The sequence below is a fragment of the Allobosea sp. genome (assembly GCF_017308075.1).
In the GTDB taxonomy this organism is placed as follows: Bacteria; Pseudomonadota; Alphaproteobacteria; order Rhizobiales; family Beijerinckiaceae; genus Allobosea.
Map to the genome: position 1 here is coordinate 232,499 of NZ_JAFKFX010000027.1, position 15,264 is coordinate 247,762.

The following is a 15,264-nucleotide window of genomic DNA, read 5'->3' on the forward strand; positions in this document are numbered from 1 at the left end:
ATGCTCCAGTGCGCTCTTAAACATCCTTCGAGATGCTGCTGCGCAGCGCCTCAGGATGAGGGCTCAGCTTCCGGCCTGCCTTCGGACCGTTGAATGGAAACCCTCTCCTCCCTAGGCCTCATGGCAGGCGCAGCCTTCGTCGCCGCGACGCTGCTGCCGGCCCAGTCCGAGGCCGTGTTCGTCGGCCTGCTCGTCGCGAAGACCGTCGATCCGCTGCTGCTCTTTGCCGTCGCCAGCATCGCCAACACCGCCGGCTCGGTGATCAACTGGTGGCTCGGCCGGCTGATCGCCAAAGGCGGAATCGAGCGCCTGCCGGCGCGGCTGCGGCCGGACCCGGTGCGCTTCGCCAAGGCCCAGAGCTGGTTCGCCCGCTTCGGCTGGCCGTCCCTGCTCTTCGCCTGGCTGCCGATCGGCGGCGATCCGCTGACCTTCGTCGCGGGATCGCTGAACTATCCGCTCGGCCGCTTCGTCCTGCTGGTGTTCATCGGCAAGGCGGCGCGCTATGCCCTGCTCTGGGCCGGCTGGGTCGCCGCCTCCTAGATCAAGGGCATCGCCTGACGCGAAGCTGCCGCCTATCCCTTTGCGAAAGCGTCGTAATAGCCGGAAAAACAGCGTCCGCTTGCCGGCCCGGCGCTCGCAGCGATTGCACAGCCGGAGGTCTCGGGCTACCAGCAAACCCCATCCTAGTGGAGAGATAGGTCATGAGCATCAAGCGCATCGCCCCCGGCCCCCGTATGTCCAAGGCCGTCGTGCACGGCGACACCGTCTATCTGGCCGGCCAGGTCGCCGACAAGGCGGCGGGCAAGAGCGTCGCCGAGCAGACCAAGGAAATCCTCGGGATCATCGACGGTCTCCTGGCCGAGGCCGGTTCGGACAAGAGCAAGCTGCTGATGGTCAACATCTGGCTTTCCGACATGTCGACCTTCGCCGAGATGAACGCCGTCTGGGACGCCTGGGTCTCGCAGGGCAACGCGCCCGGACGCGCCACGGTCGAGGCCAAGCTCGCCGGCCCGCAGTTCACGGTCGAGATCGCGGTCATCGCCGCGCGCTGAGATCAGCACATATAAGGCCCGCGACGCATGAACCAGGAAATCAGCAACATCCTGGCGCGGGTCTCGCAGCGCGAGGGCGTGCCCCCCGCGCTGCTACTGGCCGTGCTTGCGGCGATGGGACAAGCCTCCGGCAAGCCGGATTTCAGCCGCATCGAGCATGACCTGCGGCGCAAGGCCGGCGAATTCCGGAGCCTGCGCGAGCGCCTGCTGAAATCCTCCGTCGCCGACACCGAACTCGACCGGCTGCGCGCCGAGGCTGCACGCTCGCTGACGGAAGGCCGTTTCGCCGAGGCAGACCGGGCGCTCGCCCAGGCCGAGCTGCGCAATCTCGACGGCACCGTCGCGCTCGACAAAATGTCGAAGGAGAAGCTGCTCGCCGCCGCCTCCGGCCGGGCCGATCGCGGCGCGGTCGCGATGCTGCGCCTGAATGCGCAGGCCTATCACGATGCCGCCCAACGCTTCGCGGAGGCCGCGCTGATCGCCGCTTCCGCCGATCAGGAACGGTCCCGTGTTTATGCCTGGCTCCAGGGCGACGCGCTCGCCCGGCTCGGCGCCGATTTCCGCGACAAGGATGGCTTCAACGCCTCGATCGCGCATTTCCGGGCGATGCTGGCCAAGCTCGACAATTTCGACCAGACCGTGGCCTGGGCGGCGACGCAGCAGCGCCTGGCGCGCGCGATCAACGGACTGGCGCGCCTGCAGGGCGACCGAAGGCTGACCCGCCAGGCGATCGATATCTATCGCACCGTCCTCGACGATCTCACCCAGAAGCAGGCACCCGCGCTCTGGGCCGCGATCCAGAGCCGTTTCGGCGAAGCGCTGACCTCGCTCGGCGACGCAGAGGATGATGCCTCCATGCTCGAGGAAGGCATCGCGGCCTTGCGCGCCTCGCTGGCCGCGCTCGACCGCGGCACGATGCCGGCGGAGTGGACGCGGCTGAATTTCGAGCTCGGCAAGGCCTATGTCGCGCTCGGCCTGCGCGCCAGCGGCGCGGCAGCGCTGGAAGCGGCGATCAACGCCTTCAAGCGCGTCCTGGACGACTGGCAGCAGAGCACCCGCCCGCTCGAATGGGCCGAGGTGCAAGACCGGATCGGCGCCGCGCTTTGCGGGCTTTCCGCCTATTACCGCGAGCCCGTGGTGCTGGAGGAGGCGATCGCCGCCTTCGACGCGGCCCTGCTGGAGCGGCGGCGCGAGATCGTTCCCGCGCTCTGGGCCGAGAGCGCCGGCAACCGCGCCGATGCGCGGCTGCGGCTCGCGGAGCAGCTCGGCGAGCGCCCGATGGCCGAAACCGCCGCCGCCGAACTGATGGGCGCGATCGAAACCCTGCGTGGCCTCGGCCTCGCGACCGAAGCCAAGCGCTTCGAGCCGGCACTGATCCGCGCCGGCACATTGGTCAGCAAGCTGCGCCAGCCTTGACCGGTCAGCCCTTGCGGGCAGCTTCCAGCCGCTCCAGCGCCGAATCGAGCGTGGGGTCGTGCTTGGCGAAGCAGAAACGCACGACATTGCGCACCGCTCCTTCCGCATAGAAGGCGCTGACCGGGATCGCCGCGACGCCGTTCTGCATCACGAGGCGCTGGCACCAGGCAACGTCGTCGCTCTCGCCGAGCGGGGCGATGTCGACATTGAGGAAATAGGTGCCCTTGCTCGGCAGCACGCTGTAGCCGAGTTCGGTCAATCCCTTGGCGAAACGGTTGCGCGAGCGCTGGAAATCGGCGCGCATGCCCTCGAAATAGCCGTCCTCCTTGCCGAGTCCGTAGGCGACGGCGGCCTGCAGGTTCGGCGGGGTGGTGAAGGTGATGTACTGGTGCGCCTTGGCGAGCACGCGCATCAGTTCCGGCGCCGCCATGACCATGCCGACCTTCCAGCCGGTCAGCGAGAAGATCTTGCCGGCCGAGGAGATCTTGACGGTGCGCTCGCGCATGCCGGGACGGCTCATCAGCGGCCTATGGCGGTGGCCATCGAAGACGACATGCTCCCAGACCTCGTCGCAGATCGCGACCGCGTCATGGCGCCGGCAGAAATCGGCGAGCAGGTCGAGATCGGCGTCGCTGAAGATCGTCGCGGTCGGGTTCAGCGGATTGTTGAACAGCACGACCCTGGTCTTCGGCGAGAAGGCCTGCGCCAGCGCCTCCTCGGAGAGGCCGAAATGCGGCGGCTTCAGCGTCACGAATTTCGGGATGCCGCCGGCACGGCGCACCAGCGGCACATAGGCGTCGTACATCGGCTCGAACAGCACGACCTCGTCGCCCGGCGAGACCAGCGCCATCAGCGCGCCGGCGATCGCCTCGGTCGCGCCCGAGGTCACCATCACCTCGGTGTCGGGATCGAGATCGAGCCCCTGCCAATGCTTGAAATGCGTCGCCGTCGCCTGGCGCAGTTCGGGCAGACCCATCATCGGCGGATACTGGTTCCAGCCGTCCATCACCGCATCGGCCGCCTTGCGCCGGACATCCTGCGGGCCGGGATCGTCGGGAAAGCCCTGCCCGAGATTGACGGCCCGGTGCTCGCGCGCGAGCCGCGACATCACCTCGAAGACGCTGGTCTGGAGAGCGGAAAAGATCGGATTCATCGCGGCGTCATGCAGTCGGCTGGCGAGCCGGATGCCTCGGAACGAAAGCGCCAGGCGCTGCGATCCCGCGGCGAAATCCGTCTCTCATCGGAGAAAGGGAAGCTCGATGCGGCCAGAACCACGTCTCGCCTCAGTCCGCTCCCAGCGGCAGGCCGGCAATAGCATGCGGCGCCGCGGTTCGCACGCCTCCAGACATCGCTTCGACGACTATGAAATGAAGAATGTTGACATTCATCAGCGGTCAGTGTCTTTTCGGGCTCAGCCGATTCACGACAGCGGCCTGCGGTTTCTTCGCCCCTTTGAGGCCGCAGGATGCTGACGTGGGTCGGTGAGCCTTTTTCAGGGGCCCGCCACCTGCTTGCCGGCCCGGTGGCCGCGGCCTATCAGGCGCCATGGCCCCGAAACGCTCCACTCCCGCGCTGATGGTGCTCGGCACCGGTTCGAATGTCGGCAAATCGCTGCTGGTCGCCGGCTTGTGCCGGCTCTTCGCCGATCGCGGGCTGAAGGTGCGCCCGTTCAAGCCGCAGAACATGTCGAACAATGCCGCGGCGACACCGCAGGGCGAGATCGGCCGGGCCCAGGCGCTGCAGGCGCGCGCCGCGCGCATCGCCGCCCATGTCGACATGAACCCGGTGCTGCTCAAGCCGGAGAGCAATACCGGCAGCCAGATCGTGCTGCAGGGCCGCGTCACCGGCCGGCTCAGCTCGGGCGATTTCGCGCGCCGCGGCGACTTCCTGCCCAAGGTGCTGGAGAGCTTCGGCCGACTCTGCGACGGCGCCGATCTCGTCATCGTCGAGGGCGCGGGCTCGCCGGCCGAGACCAATCTGCGTGCCCGCGACATCGCCAATCTCGGTTTCGCCCGGGCCGCCGGGGTACCGGCGATGCTGGTCGGCGACATCGACCGCGGCGGCGTGATCGCGAGCCTGGTCGGCACCCATGCGGTGCTGGACGAAGCCGACCGGGCCATGATCCGCGCCTTCGCGATCAACCGCTTCCGTGGCGATGTCGGCCTGTTCCGCGAGGGCATCGCGACGATCGAGGCTGCGACCGGCTGGCCCTCGCTCGGCGTCGTGCCATGGTTCCCGCAGGCGGCGCGCCTGCCGGCCGAGGACGGGCTTGACCTCGAGCGTGACGCCCGCCGCCCGGGCGCGATGCTCAAGGTCATCGTGCCGGTGCTGCCGGGCATCGCCAATTTCGACGATCTCGACCCGCTGAAACAGGAGCCCGAGGTCGATCTCGTGCTGATCGGCCCCGGCCAGCCGCTACCGGGCGATGCCGGCCTCGTCATCCTGCCGGGATCGAAGACGACGCTGCGCGACCTCGCCCGGCTGCGCAGCGAGGGCTGGGACATCGACATCCTCGCCCATCACCGGCGCGGCGGGCATGTGCTCGGCCTGTGCGGCGGCTACCAGATGCTCGGCCGCGTGGTGCGCGATCCGCTCGGCCTCGAAGGCCCGCAGGGCGAAGCGCCCGGGCTCGGCCTGCTCGACGTCGAAACCGAGCTCACGCCCGACAAGACGGTGCGCGAGGTTTCGGCTGTGCATGCGGACAGCGGCGCGACCGGGCAGGCCTATGAGATCCATCTCGGCGCCAGTTCCGGGCCGGACACGGCGCGCGCGCCCTTCCGCGTCGCGGGCGTGAATGAAGGCGCGCAGAGCCCGGATGGACGCGTCAGCGGCAGCTATCTGCACGGCGTGCTCGCCTCGGACCCGCTGCGCGCCGCCTGGCTCGGCGGCATCGCGGGACGCGGCCTCGCGGCCGGGCCGGGCTACGAAGCCGGCGTCGAGGCGGCGCTCGACGCCCTGGCGGCGCATCTCGCCGCACATCTCGACATCGAAGCGTTGCTCGCCCTGGCGCGTTCGCGCACCGGCTTGATCTCGTGACCTTCCGTCAAGAAATTGTCAGGAGCGGCTGAATAAAGTCAGCCAAGTCAAATTGTTGACGATTGACGAAAAACGTCATATTGATCGATGGCGTCCTTTCGACACGCAAGCAACCGGAGCGGGAAGCCGCTTGGCATGACCAGTTTAGAGCGCGACACCAGGCAGGACATCGTCGATGTCGCCGAGCGGTTCTTCCGCCAGATCGGCTACCAGAAGACCACCGTCGCCGACATCGCCAAGTCGCTGCGGATGAGCCCCGCCAACGTCTACCGCTTCTTCGATTCCAAGAAAGCGATCAACGAGGCCGTCGCAGAGCGCGCCATGGGCGAGCTCGAAGCGCTGGTGACGGCGATCGCGGCCGAGAAGCGACCTGCGGCCGAGAGGCTGCGCGAGATCCTCGCGACGACCTGCCGGCTCAACTCGGCCCGCTATCTCGACAATCAGCGGCTCCACGAAATGGTCGCCTGCGCGATGGAGGAGAGCTGGGACGTCATCCGCGCCCATGTCGAGCGCTATGACGCGATTCTGCGCGGCGTCGTCGCCGACGGCATGGAAAAGGGCGAGTTCACCGCCGGTGATGCGCGCACCGCCACCTATTGCGTACGCGCCGCGATGATCCGCTTCTGCAATCCGTTGTTGCTCACCCAATGCGGCGCCCTACCCGGGCCCGGCGTCGACGAGATGATCGACTTCGTCCTTGCCGGTCTCGGTCACCGCGCTGCCGGCGGCTGAACGGCCGGCTTATCGACCGGAAAACGTGCCGGTCGTCCGCCTTGCGTTGACAAGGCCTCACGGGAGCGGGATACCCCGCCGCGCATGCTGAACCTCACCAAACCGGGCGCCAAGAAGCTCGCCGTGATCGTCCATGACCTGGCGATGACGGCATTGGCGATTCTGTTCGTCTTCGCGGTCCGCTTCGACGGCGCGCAGTTCGACGAGCGCATGCGCGACCTGCCAAGCTTCCTGCCGTTCTTCGTGGCCTATTCCGGCGTCGTCTACTGGTTCTTCCAGCTCTACCGCTCGAAATGGCGCTTCGCCTCTCTGCCGGACCTGTCCAACATCGTGCGGGCGGTCAGCATCCTGGCGCTGACTCTGCTGGTCGTCGACTATGTCCTCGTCGCGCCCAATCTTTACGGCTATTTCTACTTCGGCAAGATCGCCATCGCCCTCTACTGGCTGGTCCAGGCCGCGCTGCTCGGCGGCCCGCGCCTGGCCTATCGCTACTTCAAATACTCACGCTCCAAGCACCACGCCGCCCGCGAGGCGACGTTGCCGGCGCTGCTGCTCGGCCGCAGCGCCGATGTCGAGGTGGTGATTCGCGCCATGGAAACCGGCACGATGGGCAGGATGCGCCCGGTCGGCATCCTGACGCCGCGCAAGGACGATCTCGGCCAGTCGATCCGCGGCGTGCCGGTGCTCGGCCTGGTCTCGCAGATCGAGACGATCGCCACCGATGCGGCCGAGCGCGGCGAACCCTTCCGGCGCATCGTCGCCGCCCCGAGCGCGCTCCTGCCCGAGGCCGAGCCCGATCAGTGGCTGGCCCGGACCCGCAAGCTCGCCATCCCGATCTCGCGGCTCGACACGCTCGGCGAGGGCATGCGCGGCAGCGAGCTCGCGCCGCTCGAGATCGAGGACCTGCTGGTGCGCCCCTCGGTCACGATCGACCGTGCGCGCCTGGAAGGCTTTCTGAAGGGCAAGCGGGTCATCGTCACCGGCGGCGGCGGCTCGATCGGCTCCGAAATCTGCCTGCGCTGCGCCGCCTTCGGTGCCGCCGAGCTCCTGGTGGTCGAGAGCTCGGAGCCGGCATTGTTCCATGTCACCGAGGCGCTGGCCGCGCAGGAGCTGCCGATGCGCGTCACCGGCGCGCTCGCCGATGTCCGCGACGAGGCCCGCATCGGCCCGTTGTTCAAGGCCTTCGCCCCCGACATCGTCATCCACGCCGCAGCGCTCAAGCACGTGCCCTATCTCGAGGCGGACTGGGGCGAGGGCATCAAGACCAATATCTTCGGCTCGGTCGCCGTGACCGAGGCGGCGATCGCCGCCGGCGCCGGCATCTTCGTGATGATCTCGACCGACAAGGCGATCGAGCCGGTCTCGATGCTCGGCGCGACCAAGCGCTTCGCCGAAATGTACGCCCAGGCCCGCGACGCCGAATTCGCCGCCGGCAACCGCGGCATGCGCCTGGTCGCCGTACGCTTCGGCAATGTGCTCGGCTCGGTCGGCTCGGTGGTGCCGAAATTCAAGGCGCAGATCGAGCGCGGCGGGCCGGTCACCGTGACCAGCCCGGACATGATCCGCTATTTCATGACGATCCGCGAAGCCTGCGACCTCGTGCTGAGCGCCGCCTCGCATGCCCCCGAGCATGACGCCGCCGGCGACCGCGCCGCGGTCTACGTGCTGAAGATGGGTCAGCCGCTGAAGATCATCGACCTCGCCGAGCGCATGATCCGCCTCGCCGGCTACGAGCCCGGCAGCGATATCGAGATCGCGATCACCGGCGTGCGGCCGGGCGAGCGCCTGAACGAGATCCTGTTCGCCAAGGACGAGCCGATGGCCGAGACCGGGCTCGACGGGGTGATGGCGGCCAAGCCGATCTTCGCCGGGCGCGAGCGCATGCTGGCCTGGCTCGAGGAGCTGGAGCGGGCCGTCGCCGCCCATGACCGGCGCGGGGCCGAGGCGGTGCTCGACCAAGCGATCCCGGACTTCAGACTTCGCCAGCCGGCAACACCGCTAGCCGCGCCAGCGCAGCCTCACTCCCAATCCGCGGCTGCCAGCCAGCGCTGAGCAGGGCATCGGGCGGCGCCACCAGCCCGTTGGCCAGCCGCTCATAGACCCCCGGACGCCCGATGAGGCGCGCCGCGAGCCCGAGCAGGGCCGGCGGCACCGCGATCAGCCCCGGACGGCGCCCGAGCCCGGCACGCATCGCCGCGAGCATGTCCGCCACGCCGAGCGCTCCGGGATCGGAGACGATGAAGCTGCGGCGCGCCGGGCAGGCCTCGCCGAGCGCGAAGATCACGGCCTCGCAGAGATTCTCGACCGCCAGCAGCGAGCGTGGCGCCTTGAGCCCGCCCAGCGGCAGCGGCAAAGGCAGCCGCGCCAGCCTGACCAGCCCGGCCATGTTGGCCTTGACCCCCGGCCCGTAGACCAGGACCGGGCGCAGTGCGACCCAGGCGAGATCGCGCTCTGCCAGCCCCCGCTCGGCTGCGAGCTTGGAGCGACCATAGGCATCTGTCGGCGCCGGCGGATCGCGCTCGCTCAGGGGCAGATCATTGGCCGGGCCGCTCTGCGCCCGGATCGAGGAGAGGAAGACGAAACGGGCGACACCGGCCGCCCGCGCGGCATCGGCGAGCGCCAGGGTCGCGTCCGTGTTGACGCGCCGATAGGCTTCCTCCGGCAGCGCGGTATCGGCATGAGCGAGGCCGGCGCCATGCACGACATGGCGCACACCGGCCAGTGCCGCGCTCCAGTCGACGAAGCCGGAGAGATCGCCGACGATAACCTGCTCGAACCCGGCGATCTCCGGCAGCGGGCGCCGGAGCGCCGCCCGCACCAGGTAGCCCGCAGCGGAAAGCTCGCGCAGGAGATGGCGGCCGACGAAGCCGCTCGCCCCGGTGACGAGAACGCGCTCGCCGCTCATCTTGCCGCTCTTGCGGGGCGCCGGCGGGCGAAGCGGCGCAGCAACAGCCCGACGAGGCAAAGCGCGGCAGCGAGCCCGGCCAGCTGCACCCAGAACGCGGGGAACGCGATGGTGAATCCGGCAAGGACGACGAGAGCGAGATTGAGCAGCGCCACCTGCGCCACGATCTCGCTGACCGAGAAGCCGTTATCAGTGGCCTGCTGGTAGAAGTGGCTGCGATGCGCCTGCCAAACCTTCTCGCCGCGCGCGAGGCGGCGGAACAGGGTGATGGTCGAATCCATCACATGGTAGAGCGGCAGGATCAGCGCCGCCGCCAGCGCGCCGGTGCCGGCGAGCCGGTAGAGCAGATAGGCGGTGAGCAGGCCGAGCGGCAACGAGCCGACATCGCCGAGGAAGATTTGCGCCACCGGGCGGTTGAACGGAGCGAAGCCGAGGAGCCCGCCGAGCAGCGCGGCGGCGAGCAGGCCGGCAGCAGGGTTGAGCCCGCCATACAGGCTCGCTAGCACCAGCGCGGCGCAGAGCGGCACGATGCCGGCCACCGTGATCCAGTCGATGCCGTCCATGAAGTTGACGAGATTGACGAACCAGACGCCGGCCAGGATGGCGAGGCCGCGCTCGGCCCAGAGCGGCAGCAGCTCCGGCAGCAGGCGGATGTCCGGCGCGCCCTGGAGGACGACCAGCGTGACGCAGACGAGCTGCAGGACGAGACGCAGGCCCGCCGGCAGCGGGCGGATATCGTCCCAGGCCCCGACGAAGGCGACGAGAACCGCGGCTCCGATCACCACGAGCAGGCCGGAGCCGGCTCCCGCCGGCAGCGGCCACAGCAAGGGCACCAGCCCGAGCGCCAGGAAGGCGCCGGCGAGGACAGCGATGCCGCCGCCCTGCGGCGTCGGGACGCGATGACTCGAGCGGGCATTCGGCCGCGCCAGGGCGTAGCGCAGCATCAGCGGGCGCAGCAGACGGCAGAACCACCAGGCGAGGCCTGCGGCAACGAGCGTGATCGACAGGGCTGGGACGAAGGTTTCCAAGGCCGGCGGACCATAGCCAGCCTTCCGCCGGCCGCAAGGGCTTGTTGCGAGGGCATCGTCGCAAAGCGGCATTCCAGCTTGCGCCAACAGGCACAAAAGCAGAACATGCAGGCATGAGCACGACCGAATCCACCCTCAACCCGGCTCCCAGCCGGCCGGAGGTCACCCGCGCCGTCTGCCGCGGCGCCGCCCGGCATCTGCGCGAGCGCGGCTACGCCATCGTCAAGGAGATGACCTTCGCCAATGGCCGGCGCGGCGACATCGTGGCGCTGTCGTCGAGCGGCGAATTGCTGGTCGTCGAGGTCAAGTCGAGCCTGGAGGACTACCGCGTCGACGGAAAATGGCCGGATTACCGCGACTATTGCGACGCCTTCCTGTTCGCCGTCGCACCGGAATTCCCGCACGAAATCATTCCGGACGATGTCGGGCTGATCATCGCCGATGCCTGGGGCGGCGAGATGCTGCGCGACGCACCGCGCCATCCGCTCGCCCCGGCCCGACGCAAGATGCTGACCATCGCCTTCGCCAAGCTCGCGGCAGGGCGGCTGGCGGCGCTGGAGGATCCTGATCCGCGCTGACGCCCCGGCGGGCCTGATCGGATTACCGCCTTAGAGTGCATGACCCCCGGCAGCACCTGCGCTAAGCGGTTGGGCTCGACCGGCCTTGAGGGGGTGTCGGGATGAAGCTCTTGAACTGGCTCGCGGCCGCCATGCTCGGCCTCCTTGCGGCCGTGGGCAGCGCCCTGGCGCAGGCGCCCGAGGAGATCGTCCGCGGGATCTATGAGGGCGGTGGAGCACGCAGCTCGATCGACCGCCTGCGCGCACCCGGAGCGCGCAATCGCTATTTCCAGCCGGCGCTGGTGCGTCTGCTCGACGCCAATGACCGCGAGGAATGCATCGACTTCGGTCTGCATATCAATGGCCAGGATTTCGACGAGGCGGAGATCGCGCGCAGCCTGCGGCTGGAAGCCCGGCAGGAGGGCGAGCGCGCCGTCGTCGAGGCCCGTTTCCGCAGCTTCGGCAAGCCGAACCATTTCCGCTTCGAATTCCTGCGCTCGGGCGAGAGCTGGAAGATCGCCGACATTGCCTCGCTGGCGCCGGACGAGCGCTGGCGGCTATCGACCACGCCGTGCCGCGGCGTGCGAGCCGTCGCGGCCGCCGAGAACGGCGCTACCGGGCCGGAGGAATTGCGTAGGCCTGGCCGCTATTGCTTCGCCAGCCGCTCGTCGCAGTTGAAGATCGATGTGGCCTCCTCGGGCCGCGCCCAGATCAGCCTCGATCATCTCGGCCAGAACGGACATACCTGCGGGGTCGAAGGCATCGGCCGGCCGATCGGCTCCGGCTGGCAGCTCGAACTCGAAGGGGTCAAGGGCCCGTGCCGGCTCACGCTCGTCGTCTCGCCGGCCGGCAGACTGACGACGCGCGATCCCGGCGGTTCCTGCCGGGCGACCTATTGCGGGATGCGCGCCGAACTCGCCGACGTCGCCATCGATCTCAGGCGCGGCAAGCGCCCCTGCCGCAACTGAAGGGCGGCTCAGCGCGGGGCGCGCTTGGCGAGGATACGCTGCAAGGTGCGCCGATGCATGCCGAGACGGCGCGCCGTCTCGGAGACATTGCGGCTGCAGAGTTCGTAGACGCGCTGGATGTGCTCCCAACGCACCCGATCGGCCGACATCGGGTTCTCCGGCGGCACCGGGCGCGAATCCGGCGAGGCGGCGAGCGCGGAATGGATCTCGTCGGCATCGGCGGGCTTGGCCAGGAAATCATAGGCACCGAGCTTCACCGCGCTGACCGCAGTCGCGATGTTGCCATAGCCGGTGAGCACGACGCCCCGCGCATCCGGCCGCTTCTCCTTCAGCCTGGCGATGACGTCGAGCCCGTTGCCGTCGCCGAGGCGCAGATCGACCACCGCAAAGGCCGGAGCGGCCTCTTCGACGGCGGCAATCCCGGCCTGAACCGAATCGGCGAGGCGAACCAGATAGCCACGGCCCTCCATGGCGCGGGCGAGGCGGTTGAGGAACGGCTTGTCGTCGTCGACGATCAGCAGGGACATGTCCCTGGCCGCGCCATCCTGGGCCTGGCCTGCGTTGAGAGCCATTTCCATCGCCTTCATCTCCTCCGGGCCCTGGCCCGGCTCCCTACTCTAAAGCCGGAACGCCGCCGATGCGAAGCGCGGTTTCGCATGTTCCACATCGACACCGCTCCGGCATCGATTGGCCGCCGCGGCGAGGCGCCGCAAGGCTTCATGCTGTCGCATGTAGGGCCGAAAGCTCGGAATTTGAAGGTCCGAGCAGCCGATCATCCCGCTCGAACACCTCGCGCAGCCAGGTCATGCGAATGGAAGCGCCCGTCGCCGGCAGGGGCAGATTCGAAAATTCCAGCACCGCGCCGCTGCGCTCGAGCAGCGTCTTGGCGATGAACAGGCCGAGGCCGAGGCCGCCGCCGGCACGCGATTCCTTGTCGCGCGAGCGCGACAGATAGGGCTCGCCGGCACGCATCAGCACCTCGGAAGCGAACCCCGGACCATCATCGGCGATGGTCAGGACCACGGCGCCCTGCGTCCACTGGGCGGTTATGGTCACCTTGGAACGGGCGAAGTCGACGGCATTGTCGACGATGTTGCCGAGCCCGTAGATCATGCCGGGATTGCGGCGGCAGACCGGCTCCGGCTTGTCGCCGACCAGCGTGATCTCGAAGGGCACGCCGAAGGGGCGCTGCGGACCCGCCGCCTCCTCGATCAGCAGACTGAGCGAGAGCTGGTCGAGCGGGCCGGCATCGTCGTCCTGAAGCGAGGCGAGCTTGCCGAGGATGCCGCGGCAGCGCTCGACCTGCTCGCGCAGCAGGTTGATGTCGTCGGCCATCTCGCCTTCCGGCGGCGCGAGCCGGGACAGTTCGCGCGCGACCAGCGTAATCGTCGCCAGCGGCGTGCCGAGCTCATGGGCGGCGGCGGCGGCAAGACCATCGAGCTGCGAGAGATGCTGCTCGCGCGCCAGCACCAGTTCTGTCGCCGCCAGCGCCGCCGACAGATCATGCGCCTCCTTGCTGACCCGCCAGGCATAGATGCCGGTGAAGCCGAGGCCGAGCAGCAGGGCGATCCAGCTTCCGGCCTGATAATAGGGCGGCAGAACCGGGCGGTCGCCGCCGGACCAGGGCAGCGGCCAATGCGCTATGGTGAGGAGACTGGCGAGAGCGGCGGCCAGCAGGCCCAGCGCCAATGTATGCCGTGGCGGCAGAGCCGTGGCCGAGATCATCACCGGCGCCAGGAACAGGATCGAGAACGGATTCTGCAGGCCGCCGGTGAGATAGAGCAGCGCCGCGAGTTGCAGAATGTCGAAGGCGAGCAGCGCCGTCGCCGCGCCTTCGCGCAGGCGGTGGCTGAGCGGAAAGCGAATGCGCAGCGCGATGTTCAGCCAGGCGGATACCGCGATCACCACGAAGCACCAGCCGAACGGCAAGCTGAAGCCGAGGCCAAAATGTACGCCGGCCACTGCGAGACTCTGGCCTGCGATGGCGAGCCAGCGCAGGCGCACCAATGTGTCGAGGCGCAGATGGCGAAGCGCGCGAACCGGCGCTTCCGGGAAGATGTCGGGCATGGTCAGGACGCGCAATCTCTGGAACGGGCGAGGCCTTCTGGCGGTGCAAACCTGTGTCTAAACGGCATCACAAGGAAATCTTAGCCCTTTGAACGATTGAATGAGAACAAATTCTATCTACGCTGCGTTCCCCTGTTGCAGTGCATTCAGAATTCGGCACTGCGAAACGGAAGCTGCCGGGACGAGAGGACTGCCATGTCGTTCGCCTATCATGCCTATGAAGCGGTTCATATGATGGTCAGCCCGGCGCGGGCGATGTCCGATGCAATGCATCTCGCCTTCAAGAATCCGGCGAATCCGCTGACCTACACCCCGTTCGGGCGCTCGGTCGCCGCTTCCTGCGAATTGTTCGAGCGGACGACGCGCCGCTACGGCAAGCCGGCCTTCGGCCTCGCCGAGACCACCGTCGGCGGCGTCAAGGTCGCGGTCGAGGAACGCGTCGTCTGGCAGCGCCCCTTCTGCAACCTGGTCTATTTCGACCGCCAGATCGGCCAGCGCCGCAAGCCGCAGCCCAAGGTGCTGATGGTCGCGCCGATGTCGGGCCATTACGCCACGCTGCTGCGCGGTACCGTCGAGGCCTTCCTGCCCGATCACGAGGTCTACATCACCGACTGGATCGACGCCCGGCTGGTGCCGATGGCGGCCGGCCGCTTCGACCTCGACGACTATATCGACTACGTCATCGCCATGCTGCAGAAGCTCGGCCCCGACACCCATGTCATGGCCGTCTGCCAGCCCTCCGTGCCGGTGCTCGCGGCGATCGCCCGGATGGAGGCCGAGGGCGACCCGAACGCGCCGCGCTCGATGACGCTGATGGGCGGGCCGATCGACACCAGGCGCTCGCCGACCGCGGTCAACGATCTCGCCATGGAACGCGGCACCGACTGGTTCCGCCGCAACTGCATCACAAGGGTGCCGTTCCCGCATCTCGGCGCCTTCCGCGAGGTCTATCCCGGCTTCCTGCAGCTTTCGGGCTTCATGGCGATGAATTTCGACCGCCACCTGACCGCGCATTACGACATGTACAAGCACCTCGTCGCCGGCGACGGCGATTCGGCCGAGAAGCACCGCGATTTCTACGACGAATATCTCGCCGTGATGGATCTGACCGCCGAATTCTATCTCGAGACGGTCGACAAGGTCTTCGTCCAGCACGCGCTGCCGAAGGGCGAGCTGATGCACCGCGACAAGCCGGTCGATCTGACGGCGGTGCGCCGCGTCGCGCTGATGACGGTCGAGGGCGAGAAGGACGACATTTCCGGCGTCGGACAGACCAAGGCGGCGCATGATCTGTGCGTCAACATCCCCGACGATCTGCGGGCCGAATATCTGCAGATGGGCGTCGGCCATTACGGCGTCTTCAACGGCTCGCGCTTCCGCTCCGAGATCGCACCGCGGATCTCCGACTTCATGCTGACGCTCGACATGAAGGCCGCCAGCGAGCGCCGCAACGAAAGCGCCGCGACCGCCCGCAAGGCGCTGAAGGTCGCAGGCTGAAGCAGG

The 15,264-nt window shown here is 68.3% G+C and carries 14 protein-coding genes; 9 read left to right on the plus strand and 5 right to left on the minus strand.

All coding sequences use genetic code 11. The annotated features are described in order from the left end of the window. Positions 1-93: 93 nt before the first annotated feature. The 3 genes from J0J10_RS09210 to J0J10_RS09220 all read left to right on the plus strand — a co-directional run bounded on the left by J0J10_RS09210 (position 94) and on the right by J0J10_RS09220 (position 2,468). Entirely contained in the window at positions 94-540 is a 447-nt protein-coding gene (locus J0J10_RS09210; protein ID WP_291646198.1) for a YqaA family protein, read from the plus strand. A gap of 161 nt (positions 541-701) precedes the next feature. Then, positions 702-1,052, plus strand: a complete 351-nt coding sequence (locus J0J10_RS09215; RefSeq protein ID WP_291641043.1) for a RidA family protein — start codon at positions 702-704, stop codon at positions 1,050-1,052. 27 nt (positions 1,053-1,079) lie between these two features. Beyond that, positions 1,080-2,468: a hypothetical protein gene (locus J0J10_RS09220; RefSeq protein WP_291646199.1), complete on the plus strand. Its 1,389-nt coding sequence runs from the start codon at positions 1,080-1,082 to the stop codon at positions 2,466-2,468. Between the two features lie 4 nt (positions 2,469-2,472). Here the strand turns inward: J0J10_RS09220 and J0J10_RS09225 are convergent, their stop codons facing one another. Next, positions 2,473-3,621, minus strand: a complete 1,149-nt coding sequence (locus J0J10_RS09225) for an aminotransferase (protein WP_291646200.1) — start codon at positions 3,619-3,621, stop codon at positions 2,473-2,475. Between the two features lie 392 nt (positions 3,622-4,013). On the opposite strand from J0J10_RS09225, the gene J0J10_RS09230 reads away from it, so the two are divergent. The 3 genes from J0J10_RS09230 (at position 4,014) to J0J10_RS09240 (ending at position 8,288) form a co-directional block, all read left to right on the plus strand. Further along, positions 4,014-5,504 carry a cobyric acid synthase gene (locus J0J10_RS09230; RefSeq protein ID WP_291646201.1) on the plus strand — a complete coding sequence of 497 codons (1,491 nt, stop codon included), beginning with the start codon at positions 4,014-4,016 and terminating at the stop codon, positions 5,502-5,504. A gap of 135 nt (positions 5,505-5,639) precedes the next feature. Further along, positions 5,640-6,236, plus strand: coding sequence for a TetR/AcrR family transcriptional regulator (locus tag J0J10_RS09235; protein ID WP_291641034.1), 597 nt, complete (start codon positions 5,640-5,642; stop codon positions 6,234-6,236). 84 nt (positions 6,237-6,320) lie between these two features. Then, positions 6,321-8,288 (plus strand): SDR family NAD(P)-dependent oxidoreductase, encoded by a 1,968-nt coding sequence (locus J0J10_RS09240; RefSeq protein WP_291646202.1) that lies wholly within the window; start codon positions 6,321-6,323, stop codon positions 8,286-8,288. Here the strand turns inward: J0J10_RS09240 and J0J10_RS09245 are convergent. After that, a complete protein-coding gene (locus J0J10_RS09245) occupies positions 8,209-9,141 on the minus strand; it encodes an NAD-dependent epimerase/dehydratase family protein (protein ID WP_291646203.1) in 933 nt (310 codons plus the stop codon). The genes J0J10_RS09240 and J0J10_RS09245 overlap by 80 nt on opposite strands. Then, complete coding sequence (locus tag J0J10_RS09250) at positions 9,138-10,169, minus strand: MraY family glycosyltransferase (protein ID WP_291646204.1); 1,032 nt, start codon at positions 10,167-10,169, stop codon at positions 9,138-9,140. Before J0J10_RS09250 ends, J0J10_RS09245 begins: the two co-directional genes overlap by 4 nt. A gap of 113 nt (positions 10,170-10,282) precedes the next feature. Here J0J10_RS09250 and mmcB point away from each other — a divergent pair, with 113 nt between their 5' ends. Beyond that, positions 10,283-10,747: a DNA repair putative endonuclease MmcB gene (gene mmcB / locus J0J10_RS09255; protein WP_291638503.1), complete on the plus strand. Its 465-nt coding sequence runs from the start codon at positions 10,283-10,285 to the stop codon at positions 10,745-10,747. Between the two features lie 101 nt (positions 10,748-10,848). Further along, complete coding sequence (locus J0J10_RS09260) at positions 10,849-11,694, plus strand: hypothetical protein (protein ID WP_291646205.1); 846 nt, start codon at positions 10,849-10,851, stop codon at positions 11,692-11,694. Positions 11,695-11,702: 8 nt separating this feature from the next. Here J0J10_RS09260 and J0J10_RS09265 read toward each other — a convergent pair whose 3' ends face one another. Beyond that, positions 11,703-12,266, minus strand: coding sequence for an ActR/PrrA/RegA family redox response regulator transcription factor (locus tag J0J10_RS09265; protein ID WP_291638501.1), 564 nt, complete (start codon positions 12,264-12,266; stop codon positions 11,703-11,705). A gap of 145 nt (positions 12,267-12,411) precedes the next feature. Further along, positions 12,412-13,761, minus strand: coding sequence for an ActS/PrrB/RegB family redox-sensitive histidine kinase (locus tag J0J10_RS09270; protein WP_291646206.1), 1,350 nt, complete (start codon positions 13,759-13,761; stop codon positions 12,412-12,414). Between the two features lie 195 nt (positions 13,762-13,956). Between J0J10_RS09270 and J0J10_RS09275 the strand changes: the two genes are divergently transcribed. Next, positions 13,957-15,258, plus strand: coding sequence for a polyhydroxyalkanoate depolymerase (locus J0J10_RS09275; protein WP_291646207.1), 1,302 nt, complete (start codon positions 13,957-13,959; stop codon positions 15,256-15,258). Positions 15,259-15,264: the final 6 nt, after the last annotated feature.

Bases quoted from the DNA above. Each gene is read 5' to 3' on its own strand.
- J0J10_RS09220 (WP_291646199.1), top strand. From the start codon at position 1,080: ATGAACCAGGAAATCAGCAACATCCTGGCGCGGGTCTCGCAGCGCGAG.
- J0J10_RS09245 (WP_291646203.1), bottom strand. From the start codon at position 9,141: ATGAGCGGCGAGCGCGTTCTCGTCACCGGGGCGAGCGGCTTCGTCGGC.
- mmcB (WP_291638503.1), top strand. From the start codon at position 10,283: ATGAGCACGACCGAATCCACCCTCAACCCGGCTCCCAGCCGGCCGGAG.
- J0J10_RS09230 (WP_291646201.1), top strand. From the start codon at position 4,014: ATGGCCCCGAAACGCTCCACTCCCGCGCTGATGGTGCTCGGCACCGGT.
- J0J10_RS09235 (WP_291641034.1), top strand. From the start codon at position 5,640: ATGACCAGTTTAGAGCGCGACACCAGGCAGGACATCGTCGATGTCGCC.
- J0J10_RS09215 (WP_291641043.1), top strand. From the start codon at position 702: ATGAGCATCAAGCGCATCGCCCCCGGCCCCCGTATGTCCAAGGCCGTC.
- J0J10_RS09210 (WP_291646198.1), top strand. From the start codon at position 94: ATGGAAACCCTCTCCTCCCTAGGCCTCATGGCAGGCGCAGCCTTCGTC.
- J0J10_RS09225 (WP_291646200.1), bottom strand. From the start codon at position 3,621: ATGAATCCGATCTTTTCCGCTCTCCAGACCAGCGTCTTCGAGGTGATG.
- J0J10_RS09260 (WP_291646205.1), top strand. From the start codon at position 10,849: ATGAAGCTCTTGAACTGGCTCGCGGCCGCCATGCTCGGCCTCCTTGCG.
- J0J10_RS09240 (WP_291646202.1), top strand. From the start codon at position 6,321: ATGCTGAACCTCACCAAACCGGGCGCCAAGAAGCTCGCCGTGATCGTC.
- J0J10_RS09265 (WP_291638501.1), bottom strand. From the start codon at position 12,266: ATGGCTCTCAACGCAGGCCAGGCCCAGGATGGCGCGGCCAGGGACATG.
- J0J10_RS09275 (WP_291646207.1), top strand. From the start codon at position 13,957: ATGTCGTTCGCCTATCATGCCTATGAAGCGGTTCATATGATGGTCAGC.
- J0J10_RS09270 (WP_291646206.1), bottom strand. From the start codon at position 13,761: ATGCCCGACATCTTCCCGGAAGCGCCGGTTCGCGCGCTTCGCCATCTG.